This is a genomic window from Mycobacterium sp. IDUB_5, assembly GCF_055419565.1.
The window spans coordinates 499992-512640 of the sequence record NZ_JBVAXX010000003.1 but is presented as its reverse complement, the minus strand read 5'-3'; the positions used below and the strand labels follow the sequence as shown (position 1 = coordinate 512640).

The window sequence follows — 12649 nt, the reverse complement described above, 5'->3', positions numbered from 1 at the left end:
TACATCAGTGCGCATCAAGCGTCGAAAACAAAATGCTCGAGTCTCCGCGTCGTTACCTCCTGCATTAGGGGCATTGTATGCAGAAATTAATCCTCGAATTTGACGTACAGGCTGACGCGCTCGAGACCGGATAGGTCGAACGTTCCCTAAGTTGCGGACGACTGAGGGACGTCGTCGATAGTCAGAAATACAACGTTGAAATGACGCCCGATATCGAACGCGAATTTTCGTGGCCGCGATCATTTCAGACACTCAGGCACCCGCATACGCGGCTTTACGGTTTCAACTTGGGGCTGCACCAGCATTCGGGGCTGACCGGCCATAGTTGGCTCGGAAAGCTGAAAGTTAATGTCAGCCGACTGCCCAGGAGGAATGATAACTTGAGCTTCGAACACAGGATGTCCGCGTTCATATCCCAGGATAGCGGGCACTCGCTGCCCATTGAGAATCACGGCGGAGAGTTTTGCGTCCTTAGTGGCGAATAGCCGAACGGAGGTGAGATTGGTGCCCCGCGGCACCTGAATCTGCACATCGGGAGAGAGGCCGGCCACGTCTGCCACATAATCCGGCAACGGTTTGTTGGGTACTGTATTCGTCAACTTCACAGTAACAGTGGATGATCGTGTATCGCCCTTGCAGTCATCTGCGGCGTATTCGATTTGCGACCGCAGGTAGTAGTCGAGTTTATTGCCACCTAGGTTATTTATTACTACAGCAGCAAAGGGGGCGGCATCATCAGGCAGATTGTGAGCTAAGGATGTCTGCTCAAGCAGCTTTTGCTCGTCGGGGATCGAACTCCAGACGGCAATACGCCGTTCGCTTACTCCTTTTCCGAGCGCCTCGAGTAATTTTCGGGGCGACTTGACCGGATTGGTCATCTTCGTCACGACCGCATTCGCGATATCTTGCAAATATCTTTTGCGCGCCAGCTGGTCGTCCGGATACCGCTGGTAGGCGGTCGATTCCGTCAATTCGACCACATTGTCCCTCGAGATCGTCTCACCATCGGCGAGAGTCACTGGACCGACCGCGCCCAATATGTAACTTAGAGCGACTGGATCAATGGCGATCACGCCATCCACATTGGTGCCTGTCTCCACAGCCCACATCGACTGCCATATTTGTGCGGTGTAAGGGAAGTGCGGGCTGAGGTTGCTATTACGGAAGTCCGTGAACGCATTGGCGTAGCCATACATCTTGTCGTACTCAGGGCCGAGGTCAACGGGGGCGATTGCATCTGCGAGATCGTTGTTCGACGCCAGCGTATCGACCGTCGGCGTCCCCTTGTCGAATCGAATAATGCCGAAACCGCCGAGTAGTCCGCCTGTTCCTCTTGCTTCGGCGTTCGTCTGGAAACCCATGAAGTAAGTTCTCGGGCCATCGGCCCCCATCATCGACGGGACCAACTTGGCCGCCAACGCGGTGTTCTCTAAGACCGAAGTGAGATCAGCGATCTGGCTCTGCAGCTGCGATCGCGCATCACTCATGAGAGACACATAACGAGGATCGGTGATCGCTCCGGCTTCGGCATTCAACCGTGTCGCATCGGCTGCCAACTTGCTCAGTTGCGGCTCCTGGCTGCGCAGCAAATTTACATCGACGCGACCATCCTTGTACATGCGATCAGGCGAGATTGTGACGCCTACATCGGTCGCCGGCTGTAGTACGTCTGCAGCCAAGCCAAGCACGACGTCGGTGATCTGCTGACCTGCTTTGAACGGACTGCCTAACCACGGCAACGCCGAAACGACGTTCCACCCGAGCGAGTGCGTTGCGTCACGCGCTGCTTGCGCGCTGGATATAGCGTCACCAGCAGAGGCGGCTGCTGCCGTTGTGTCTGCTTCTAACAGCTGATCCTTAGCCGCAGTTGCGCTTTCGCGAGCCGACTCAAGGTGCGATTTAGCTTGAAACGCGCCGACGGCTACCCAGCAGCCGATCCCCACGACGACGAGGCCGAGGAATAAGACGCCCCAGAGAACAACGCGGCGGCGCGGGTGGCTTTCGTATTGCTCGAAGCCGTCGTCAGCGTCCGCGTCGTCGCCGGCTCGTTGTTCAGAAAAAAAGCCCACTCAAAAAGCCCTATGAACGATTGAGGCCCGCACGTCCGGGGACGCGCAGGCCTCAATGCGACGATTGCCCGACAAGTCGAAGGATCAGCAGCTGCCGCTGGTCGTCGTTCCGTAGGGCCCGATGCCGACCGAATTACCACCCAAGCAGACGCTGAAGGTGATGCCGTTCGTTACGGCCTCGTTCTCACGCAACTGGGCGGCGCGAGATGCGGCCAGGTTCCCGAAGAAGGTATCCGGATGCGCAGCAGCGTAGGCCTCGAGGCGGTCAGCCCGGCGATCCTGCGATGCAGCGCTCTGCTGAAGAAAAACAGCGTAGAGCTGGAGTGACGCTGCAGTCAGGAGATAAACGGGCCCCTTGGGCTGCAGCGGCAGGTCGGCAAAGCTCGGCGCAGCCGGGAGCTGAATCTGCGGAGCTGCGTTAGCGGCCACCGGAACGAAGGCCGCACCAGCTGCAACTGCGGCAGCCGCGACCGTCACCTGGAATTTAGTAGCAATGGTGGTCATGTCCCCCCACTTTCTCAAGTCCCCATCTCGGAACAAGTTGCTGGAAGCATTGCAGACTGGGCATCCCCTGTCAATCTGAATCGCGATAGTTCTCACGGTTCCGCCGCAACGTCATAAATGGCGTGTTACCAGCAGATCAACCGCTCTCGGCTAGGCCCTCGCAGCGCTCGAAGGCGTCACATCCGAGCGCGCGGAAACACGGCGCTTCGGCAATCAAGATCGTTTGCTGGGAGCACTGCGCCGATCTGTTTGCACACCATATGACCGAATTGACTGGAATCGAGCCGGTGGCTGACATGTCACGGTCAGTCGACCCCCTGATGACGAGAGGCCCTGTCTGGACGGTTATTAAGGGAGCAATAAGACCCCCGCGCGACTCGTGATGGACCCGCCGCTAGCATCAACGACTATGACGAGCGTGACTGAGCCCTCCGCCGAGCACGAGATCGATATCCACACCACGGCCGGGAAGCTGGCCGATCTGCGCAAGCGCGCCGAAGAGGCTCTGCACCCTGTCGGCGAGGAAGCCGTCGAGAGGGTCCACGCCAAGGGCAAGCTCACCGCGCGCGAGCGCATCCTCGCCCTGCTCGACGACGATTCGTTCGTCGAGCTCGACGCGCTGGCCAAGCACCGCAGCAAGAACTTCGGCCTCGACAAGAACCGCCCCACCGGCGACGGCGTGGTGACGGGCTACGGCACCATCGACGGCCGCGACGTCTGCATCTTCAGCCAGGACGCCACCGTGTTCGGCGGCAGCCTCGGCGAGGTCTACGGCGAGAAGATCGTCAAGGTCCAAGAACTCGCCATCAAGACCGGCCGCCCGCTCATCGGCATCAACGACGGTGCCGGCGCGCGCATCCAAGAGGGTGTGGTTTCCCTCGGCCTCTACAGCCGGATCTTCCACAACAACATCAAGGCCTCGGGCGTCGTCCCGCAGATCTCCCTGATCATGGGTGCGGCGGCCGGCGGCCATGTCTACTCCCCCGCCCTCACCGACTTCGTCATCATGGTCGACCAGACCAGCCAGATGTTCATCACCGGGCCCGACGTCATTAAGACGGTCACCGGCGAGGACGTCACCATGGAGGAACTCGGTGGCGCCCAGACTCACATGTCCAAATCGGGCACAGTGCACTACGTCGCCACCGGCGAGCAGGACGCCCTGGACTACGTTCGGGATCTGCTCTCCTATCTGCCGCCCAACAACTACGCCGAGCCGCCGCGCTACCCGGCTCCCCATCCGGGCCCGATCGAGGAGAGCCTCACCGACGAGGACCTCGAGCTCGACACGCTGATTCCCGATTCGCCGAACCAGCCCTACGACATGCACGAGGTCATCACCCGCATCCTGGACGACGACGAATTCCTCGAAGTCCAGGCCGGTTACGCGCAGAACATCATCGTCGGGTTCGGCCGCATCGACGGCCGGCCCGTCGGCATCGTGGCCAATCAGCCCACCCAGTTCGCCGGTTGCCTCGACATCAACGCCTCGGAGAAAGCGGCTCGCTTCGTGCGAACCTGCGACTGCTTCAACATTCCGATCGTCATGCTGGTCGACGTTCCCGGCTTCCTGCCCGGCACCGACCAGGAATACAACGGCATCATCCGCCGCGGCGCCAAGCTGCTCTACGCCTACGGCGAGGCCACCGTCGCCAAGGTCACCGTCATCACCCGCAAGGCCTACGGCGGCGCGTACTGCGTCATGGGGTCGAAGGACATGGGCTGCGACGTCAACGTCGCGTGGCCGACCGCGCAGATCGCTGTGATGGGCGCTTCGGGCGCCGTGGGTTTCGTCTACCGCAAAGAACTCAAGGACGCGGCCAAGAACGGCGAAGATGTCGACGCGCTGCGGCTGGAGTTGCAGCAGCAGTACGAGGACACCCTCGTCAATCCCTACGTCGCGGCCGAACGGGGCTACGTGGATGCGGTCATCCCGCCCTCGCATACCCGGGGCTACATCGGGACTGCGCTGCGACTGCTGGAGCGCAAGATCACTCAGACGCCGCCGAAGAAGCACGGCAACATCCCGCTGTAGATCAATTCACCTGCGCGACAAGGAGTTCAGCTGTGGACCACAGTGCCGACATCGTCGAGGTGTCCGATCCGCGGGACATGACCATCGATAACCCGCCTCCGCCCGACCCACACTTTCAGATCGTGAAGGGCTCCCCCAGCGCCGAGGAACTCGCCGCGCTGGTGACCGTGCTGGCCGGCACCGCGGGAGCGGGGCACACCGAACCGGGCCCGCAGGAACTCAATCCGTGGGGCCATCCCGTCGACAAACTGCGCTACGACGTAACCAGCTGGCAGCGAGTCACGCTGCTTGAGCGGACGCACATGCGGCACTGATGAGCCGCCTCGTCCTGGGTTCCGCTTCGAGCGGTCGGCTGCGAGTCCTGCGCCAGGCAGGGACCGATCCCTTGGTGGTCGTCTCAGATGTCGACGAGGACGCGCTCATCGCCTCGTTGGATCACGAGACGCCGCCTGAAGCAGTGGTGCTCAAACTTGCCAATGCCAAAGCCCTCAGTGTGGCCGCGCAACTGCCAACAGATGTCGCCGCCGATTGCGTTGTCATCGGCTGCGACTCAATGCTGTACCTGAATGGATCGCTGCGCGGGAAACCCGGAAGCGTGGACGCGGCGCGCGACCAATGGTCCGAGATGGCCGGCTCGGTCGGGCACCTCTTGACCGGACACACGCTGCTGAGACTCACTGACGGTGTCATCACCCACACACAGGGCGAAACCGGCAGCACGGCAGTACATTTCGGAGCGCCAACCCCAACCGAGCTTGACGCGTATCTGGCCACCGACGAGCCAGTGCACGTCGCAGGAGCGTTCACGCTCGGCGGATTTGGCGGATGGTTCATCGACCGGATAGAGGGCGACCCGTCAAACGTCATCGGCATCAGCTTGCCGTTGGTCCGCCAACTCTTGGGAGCGGCGGACCTGTCGATCGAACATTTCTGGAAAGTGACTTAGCACTTCTCGTTCAGGCGACGAATCGCGAAGATGACTCTCTTGGTCTTCTGTGAGATCTCGCGCTCTGCCCTCGGCGACGTCGCGCATACAGCCCAGTTCGAGTAGTTGTAGACAACCTGGTTGACGCTGGGCTGAAATCGAATGTCGAGTTCGGCGTCACCTGTCACAGAGCGCACGTCTTTGATCGCGCTCTCAAGAATCTCACCCCGGACGTCGGGCATCACCCACTGGTCAGCAGCCGCCGCGGGGCCGGCGAGCCCCGTCATCGCGACAACAACAGCAGCAGTGGTCGCTCCTGCCGCAGTGACAATCTTCCGCATCGCCCACCCCTTTGGTCTCGTTGAAGCCAGTAGGACATTAGCCCATCTACAGCTGCGGCGGTGGGCATCGCCTGTGTCGCGGGCGATTTCACAGGTTCCTCCAGCCGGCGCGATTTGCGGCCCTTCCGGGGCACGTCGCGCGGTGACTCACGTCACTGCGCATTGCCCTATGCGGCATGTCGCTAGATCAGCGATCATTGCCCGTAACCGTCAATTGTGCGCCGGGGGGGCAAACATGGTTACTGCGCTGGATCGTTTCCGAGAATCGTCGCTGCGTCGTCGCCGGCGTGCAGAACGAGCAAATTATCGTCTAGACGTACAGGGTTTGCGCGCACTGGCGGTTCTCGCGGTACTAGCGACCCATGTTGTCGGGTGGCCCCGCGGCGGGACCCTCGGCATTGAGGTCTTCTTCGTCATCTCCGGCTTCTTCGTCACCGACATGCTTCTGCGCAGCGCCGAGCCCACCGGTTCGGTATCCCTGGGCCGCTTCTGGCTCGACCGCGCGCGACGCATCCTGCCCCTCGCATTCCTCGTCGTCGTCGCCACCTTTGTCGCGGCGATCATGCTGATTCCCAGCCGCGCCCACGAGACCGGCGTCGACGCGCTGTTCTCTCTCGCGTTCCTCGCCAACTGGCACTTCGCCTCTCGAGGCGCCGATGCATCCATGGCCGCGGACGCCGCCTCCCCGCTGCAGCACTACTGGCCGCTCGCCATCGAGGAGCAGTTCTACATCGTCTGGCCGCTGGTCATTCTCGCGATCACCGCTGTGGTCGCGCGTCGCGCGTGGAGTCGCGAACGCTGGCTCGGCAGCGTCGCAGCCGCATCCGGGCTTGTTACTGCCGCGTCCCTCGCCTGGGCCACCGTCGAGGCGGCCGCTGGGCCGCATGTGGCCTTCTTCAACACCTTCGCCCGCGTCTGGGAACTCGGCGCCGGCGCTCTCCTCGCGACCGCCGTCGGCACGCTGGCGACACTTCCCGTGTGGTTGCGCCCGCTGCTGTCCTGGGCCGGCGTGGGATTGATCGTCGCCAGCCTGTTCCTCATCGACCCCGCGGCTGGCGGCTTCCCCGTCCCGTGGGCTCTGCTGCCCGTCGTCGGAACCCTTCTCGTCATCGCCGCCGGCGTCGGTAGCGAGCCGCTGTTCCAGCCGCTACTCCGCAATCGTGCCGCCACCTATCTCGGCGACCTCTCCTATGCCCTCTACCTCGTTCACTGGCCCGTCATCGTGCTGCTCTCCGCCGCGATGGAAACGACCGTCTACTACTACGGCGCCGCGCTGGCCCTGTCGTTTGGCCTGGCCATCGCCTGCCACCACTTCGTCGAAGAGCCACTGCGCGAGTTCAACTGGGATGCCGTGCGCCAGGCCCGACAAGACATGAAGCACGGTCTCTTCCATGTCCAACGCGCCACCAAGGTGGCTGCCGTCGCCGCGCTGGTCCTGATCACCCTCGCCGTCATCGCGTACGCCGCACGCCCCGACCGCTTCGAGCCCACACAGCATGCCCTGCCGTGTTGCGGCCACGTCGGCTAAGCCAGCGCGTTCGCCACCGCCTCCGCGGCCGGCTTCAGCGAAAGACCGTTCTGCCGCGCGCTCACATGCGCCCAGCCCCGCTCCGCCAACTCGGCACGAGCGACATCGTCACCACACAACCTGCGGAGCAGCGCCCCCAGCTCGCCTCGGTTGGTCGGATCGAAGTAGTCCGCACCGTCCCCGCACGTCTCCCGCAGAGCAGGGATGTCCGCGGCGGCCACCGCCGTGCGCGAGGCCATCGCCTCGATCGGCGGCAACCCCGCGCCCTCGTGCAGCGAGGGCATCACCAACAGATCCGCACCAGCCACCAGCGCCCTCAGCACCTCGAAGTCCAACCGGCCCATCACCTCGACCCGATCCCCCAGCGCCGCTGCCAATGCGGGCACCCGCTCGTCTCCCCCGCGCAGCGCCTCCCCGCTGCCCGCGATCACCAGCCGGTGCGGGACGTCTCCGACGACGTCGCCGAACGCCATCAGGAGCAACGGTAAATTCTTGTGCCACTTGGCGTTCCCCACATACAGCAGGTACGGCTGCGGCACCGGCGACATACCAGAATCGACGGGGTTAAACCACTGCTCGTGCACGGGAATCGGGGTCGCCATCGTGCGCGCCCTGGGCGCGATCGCCGCGAACGTCGCCGACGTCGCCTCCGACGGCGTCAACACCAACGTGGCGAATCGTCCGTCCAACACGAACATCGCACGCGCATACACGCGCCGCGCCGCGCTCTGTCCGCTGATCTGTTGTTCCCGTACATGCATGGTGTCGTGCACCGTCACGAAGAGCTGGGTACGTCGGTGGCGCGGGGACAGCGTCGCGAAGGGGAACGGGTAGTGCGGCACCCAGAAGCCGCGAGGCCGCACCTCGTCGAGCGCGCGGCCCCACACCCGCTGCTCCCCCAGCGTGTACATCGCGGCCGGCGCGGCCGTCACGATGCGCGCGTGTCGCAGCTCCGGCACCGCATGCTCGTTGACCAGGACGGCCAGCGAGAGCCCGCGTTCGGCGAACGTCTCTTCCAGGCTCGGCAACAACGTCGCGATGTAGGTACCGATCCCGCTCTGCCGGATGTGCCGTGCGTCGAACAGCAAGTCGACCCGGCGGTCGGTCAAGTCAATCGGCCTTCCAACTGCGGCAGTAGGTCGGGATTGGCCCACATCCGCTTCAGTGTCTCGTCGAGCTCCCACTTCGGTGACCAGCCGAACAGCTCCCCGATACGCGAGATGTCCGCGCCCAGATAGGGCCGGTCCACCGCACGCATCCGGCTCGGATCCTGGCGCACCTCGAAATCCAAGCCGAGCACCGAGCGCATCCTGTTCACGATGTCGTCCACCGAATACTGCTGTCCGCTGCCGAGATTGACGATCTCGACCCCGCCAGGACCGGGCACGGCCCCCAGCGCCGCCGCCGCGAAGCCACCCGCCGCGTCCTGGACGTCGATGTAATCCCGCTTGGGCCAGGTGTTGCCGAGGTTGATCGCTTCTGGGCTGTCCCGCAGCTGCACGACGATCGCGGGCAGCAGGTGGGGGTTCGTCTCCCCGGGCCCGATGACGTTGAACAACCGCACGATCACGCCCGCGATGTCGCGGTTCGCCGCGAACATGTGCACGTAGTCCTCGCCCTGGTCCTTGGTGAAGCCGTAGATGTCCACCGGCTCGACCACCGACTCGAGTTCGCGGTGCGGCGCCTCGTCCGGGCGATACACCGCGCCGCTGCTCGCGAAGACGAACCGCGTTCCCGGGGCGAGGGCGGAGAGCACGTTCACCATGCCCGTGACGTTCGTCGCGACCGCGTTGGCCGGATCGGCGTCGCACTCCGGGATGTAGTGGATGGCCGCCAGGTGCACGACGACCTCAGGGGCGAAGCGCTCGACGACCGCGGCGGTCGCGGCGGCGTCGCGGATGTCGACCCGCTCGAACGCGAAACCGTCGAGCTCACCGGCCAGCCAGTCCGGTGTGCCGTACCGCAGCAGGTCGGCGACGAGCACGTCGTTACCGTCCTTGAGAGTCTGCACCAACTCCTTGCCGACGAAGCCGGCGCCGCCGGTGACCATGATGCGCATGCGTGCTACCCCCCGAGTTGTTTCTGCTGAGCGTGCTTTTCGAGCTTTTCTGCGATGTGCGTCCAGTCCAGGTCCACCGCGCCGGCGCGCCCGGCCTGCGAATAGCCCTCCCAGCCGGCCTGCGCGTCGAGCAACGCGTCGGCGAACGCCAGCGGCGCGGTGCCGCACACCACGCCCGCGCCGTACTGCTTGACGACGTCCTTGCCCCCGTTCTCGGGGAAATCCGCCGTCACCACCGGCAGCCCGCTCGCCATGGCTTCGGCGATCACCCGGGGGAAGCCCTCGCGCCGGCTCGGCATGCCCAGCACCGACGACGTCGCGAGCAGGTCCAGCTTGCGGGCCTCGTCGACCGACCCCAGCACGCGTACGCGGTCGGCTACGGGACTCTGTCTGACGGTTGCCTTCACATCGTCAAGGGACGGCCCTGCCCCGGCGATCACGAGGTCACCCTGGAAGCCACGGTCGGCGGCCAGTCCGAACGCGTCGATGAGCAGCGGCAGGTTCTTGTGCGGTGCGAGCCGCCCGACGTAGAGCACGCCCGAGCGCTCGGCGCCGGGAGCCGCGCGATACCGGTGGGCCTCGATACCGCTGGGCAGCACATCGCAAGCCCGTCCCGACTGCTGGGTGATCGCGGCTGCCACCGCCTCGCCGACCGCGAAGTTCGAGCCGACCAGCTTCGGGAACTGTGCCTGCAGGGTGCGCAACAACAGATCTTCTCGAATTTCGCACCAGTGCAACGCACTTCGTGCGCGCACCGAGCCCGGGAGCGCCAGCACGTGCATCAGCGGCCACTCGTTGAGCAGGAAGAAGTCGTGATCGCCGCGGGCCGCGACGCGCCGGACGCCCGCGCTGTACTTCGCGATGTCCCACCAGTTGCGGCGCAGTGCCTTGATCCTCGGCGTCTTGTATCGGCCCGAATTCGCTTCCCGGTGGACGGTGACGCCGTTGATGACCTCGACGTCAGGGAGGTCGGGCACATGGCCGATGCAGTACACGTCGACGGTGTGGCCCCGACGCACCATCGCCTCGCCCAACTCCTGGAAGAACACCTCCTGGCCGCCGACGCTCGGAAAATAGAGCTCGGTCAGGAACGCAATCCGCATCTCCGACATCCCCCCGTGCTCAATGCGTGGCTCGGCAATCCGAGATACCACGGCAAAATGGATCGTGAAATTCTTTGACGTGCGACGGAGGCCATCGTATCGGCTACTGCCAGTTCACGATGTTCGTTTGCCCACCGAATACCGGCGCTGCTGGATTACGCTCACGGCCATGGGAGGTGACGCACCGCGGATCGGAGTCGCGGTGACCACGGTGGGGCGCTGGGAGCCCCTGCGTGAACTGCTCGCCGACCTGGCCGCGCAAAGCCGGCCCCTCGCGGCGGTGGTGATCGCCCATCATGATCCGGCGGGCGAGCAAGCACTCGCGGAGGTGGTCGCCGACTTCGCCAACTCCCTGACCATCCGCACCACGCTCAGCGCCCGCGGAATCTCCAACGGACGCAACGCTGCCGTGGCGCTGCTGCCCGCCGACGTCGACTGGCTCTGGTTCCCCAACGACACCAGCCACGTCGAACCCGATTTCGTCGAGCACCTCGCTCGCCACTGCGTGGCGCCTGCCACCGTGTGCGCGGGCCGCCTGCTCGACAGCGAGGGCCCACGCAATCCGCTGCCCGCTCCCGGAACGCCGCTGACGAAGCGCAGCGCCTGGGGTGCCATCGAGCCGGCCACCGTCTTCCGCCGCGACGCCTTCGACGCGGTCGGCGGGTTCGATCCGGGACGCGGTTCCGGAGCCGACACCCCGTGGCAGTCCGCCGAGGGACCCGATCTGCTGCTGCGGATGGCACGTCTCGACGATTTCTCCATCGTCTGGGCCGACGACGTCGTCGTGTGGGCACAGACGGAGTTCGCGCACCTGCCACCCCGCGAACGGCGGCGCAAACTGCGCAACTACGGCCGTGGGGCGGGAAACCTGTTGCGCACGTGGGATTATCCGCTGTGGTACAAGACGGCACACCTCGTCGCTGCGGCGCTGATGCCCGTCCGGAACCCCGCGAAGTTCAGTCCGCGCGACGCGGCGGCGCTGCTGATCGGGCGTGCCGAAGGCTTGGCTGGTCGGCCGTTCACCCGCGAAGCCGATACCCGTGCCGTCCTGCGCTAGCCGACTGCTGCTGAGCCTGATCCTGATCGCTGGACTGATCACCTCCTGCCAATCCCAACCCACGCACGTGCCGATCGGGATGACGGTGCACTATCGCGGCGCCGACAAGCAGTCACTCGACGCGCAATTCGACGCGATGGCCGCCATGAACGTTCGGTGGGTACGCGTCGACGTCGACTGGTCGGTGATCGAACCCGTTCAGAGTCAACTGGATTGGACGTCGGCCGACACGATCGTCGACCGCGCGCTGCGCCGCGGGATGAAGGTGCTGCTCGTCCTCGCCTTCGCCCCGCCGTGGACGAAGGGCATGACGGCATCCAACCGTGACCGCCCCCACGATCCCGCGGCGTTCGCCAACTTCGCCCGCGTCGCAGCGCAGCGCTACGCCGCCCGCGGTGTGCACGACTGGGAGATCTGGAACGAACCCAACACTGGAAAGTTCTGGCCGCCCGACCCCGATGCCGCCGAGTACGGGCGGGTGTTCCGCGCCGCGGCGGCGGCAGTGCGCGAGGTCGACCCGCGCGCCACCCTGCTCATCGGCGGGCTCTCCCCCACCTATGGCAGCCCAGGCCCCGACGTCGACCCGACCACCTACCTGACCCATCTCTACGACGACGGCGTGGCGCAACTCGCCGACGGAATCGCCGTGCATCCCTACACTTTTCCGTCGTACCCGATGGACCGCACCCAGCGCACGACGGGGGGCTTCCGCGATCTGCCGGCGCTGCACGCACTGATGACCCAGCGCGGTGACGGTGCCAAGAAGGTGTGGATCACCGAGTACGGCGCCCCCACCGGGACCGGGCCGAGCGCCGTGTCCGAACAGGACCAAGCCGCGACCCTGTTGCTGGCTCGCCAACAGGTCGACGCCTGGGACTGGGTCGGCCCTCTCATCTACTACGAGTTGGTCGACGGCGGCACCGATCCGAGCGAGATCGAGGAGAACTTCGGGGTGCTGCGCGCCGACAACAGCCGCAAACTCGCCGCCATCGCGTTGACCGACACCGCCGGCGGCTCCGACTAGGCCG

Annotated in this window: 12 protein-coding genes; 6 read left to right on the top strand and 6 right to left on the bottom strand. The window is 64.8% G+C overall.

The annotated features are described in order from the left end of the window. Nucleotides 1-239: 239 nt before the first annotated feature. Entirely contained in the window at nt 240-2069 is a 1830-nt protein-coding gene (locus tag ACZY1G_RS11730; RefSeq protein WP_463822459.1) for a DUF4012 domain-containing protein, read from the bottom strand. Between the two features lie 84 nt (nt 2070-2153). Beyond that, nucleotides 2154-2573: a hypothetical protein gene (locus ACZY1G_RS11725; RefSeq protein ID WP_463822458.1), complete on the bottom strand. Its 420-nt coding sequence runs from the start codon at nt 2571-2573 to the stop codon at nt 2154-2156. Between the two features lie 409 nt (nt 2574-2982). Between ACZY1G_RS11725 and ACZY1G_RS11720 the strand changes: the two genes are divergently transcribed. Genes ACZY1G_RS11720 through ACZY1G_RS11710 form a run of 3 tightly spaced genes read left to right on the top strand, consistent with a single transcriptional unit; the run spans nt 2983 to nt 5554 of the window. Then, complete coding sequence (locus tag ACZY1G_RS11720; RefSeq protein ID WP_463822457.1) at nt 2983-4608, top strand: acyl-CoA carboxylase subunit beta; 1626 nt, start codon at nt 2983-2985, stop codon at nt 4606-4608. 32 nt (nt 4609-4640) lie between these two features. Further along, nucleotides 4641-4922, top strand: a complete 282-nt coding sequence (locus ACZY1G_RS11715) for an acyl-CoA carboxylase subunit epsilon (RefSeq protein WP_463822456.1) — start codon at nt 4641-4643, stop codon at nt 4920-4922. Next, nucleotides 4919-5554: a nucleoside triphosphate pyrophosphatase gene (locus tag ACZY1G_RS11710; RefSeq protein ID WP_463822614.1), complete on the top strand. Its 636-nt coding sequence runs from the start codon at nt 4919-4921 to the stop codon at nt 5552-5554. Before ACZY1G_RS11715 ends, ACZY1G_RS11710 begins: the two co-directional genes overlap by 4 nt. Here the strand turns inward: ACZY1G_RS11710 and ACZY1G_RS11705 are convergent. Next, a complete protein-coding gene (locus ACZY1G_RS11705) occupies nt 5551-5874 on the bottom strand; it encodes a hypothetical protein (RefSeq protein WP_463822455.1) in 324 nt (107 codons plus the stop codon). The genes ACZY1G_RS11710 and ACZY1G_RS11705 overlap by 4 nt on opposite strands. Nucleotides 5875-6199: 325 nt before the next feature. Between ACZY1G_RS11705 and ACZY1G_RS11700 the strand changes: the two genes are divergently transcribed. After that, nucleotides 6200-7402 (top strand): acyltransferase family protein, encoded by a 1203-nt coding sequence (locus ACZY1G_RS11700; protein ID WP_463822454.1) that lies wholly within the window; start codon nt 6200-6202, stop codon nt 7400-7402. On the opposite strand, the gene ACZY1G_RS11695 is transcribed toward ACZY1G_RS11700, so the two are convergent. From ACZY1G_RS11695 to ACZY1G_RS11685, 3 genes are read right to left on the bottom strand one after another with little or no spacing between them, the layout of a single operon-like run. Then, nucleotides 7399-8511 (bottom strand): glycosyltransferase family 4 protein, encoded by a 1113-nt coding sequence (locus tag ACZY1G_RS11695; protein WP_463822453.1) that lies wholly within the window; start codon nt 8509-8511, stop codon nt 7399-7401. The two genes, ACZY1G_RS11700 and ACZY1G_RS11695, sit on opposite strands and share 4 nt — an antisense overlap. Beyond that, entirely contained in the window at nt 8508-9461 is a 954-nt protein-coding gene (locus tag ACZY1G_RS11690) for an NAD-dependent epimerase/dehydratase family protein (RefSeq protein WP_463814426.1), read from the bottom strand. Before ACZY1G_RS11690 ends, ACZY1G_RS11695 begins: the two co-directional genes overlap by 4 nt. Nucleotides 9462-9466: 5 nt before the next feature. After that, entirely contained in the window at nt 9467-10564 is a 1098-nt protein-coding gene (locus ACZY1G_RS11685; RefSeq protein ID WP_463822452.1) for a glycosyltransferase family 4 protein, read from the bottom strand. 169 nt (nt 10565-10733) lie between these two features. Between ACZY1G_RS11685 and ACZY1G_RS11680 the strand changes: the two genes are divergently transcribed. Beyond that, nucleotides 10734-11621 carry a glycosyltransferase family 2 protein gene (locus ACZY1G_RS11680; RefSeq protein WP_463822451.1) on the top strand — a complete coding sequence of 296 codons (888 nt, stop codon included), beginning with the start codon at nt 10734-10736 and terminating at the stop codon, nt 11619-11621. Then, complete coding sequence (locus ACZY1G_RS11675; protein ID WP_463822450.1) at nt 11605-12645, top strand: cellulase family glycosylhydrolase; 1041 nt, start codon at nt 11605-11607, stop codon at nt 12643-12645. The genes ACZY1G_RS11680 and ACZY1G_RS11675 overlap by 17 nt, the downstream gene beginning before the upstream one ends. Nucleotides 12646-12649 lie beyond the last annotated feature (4 nt).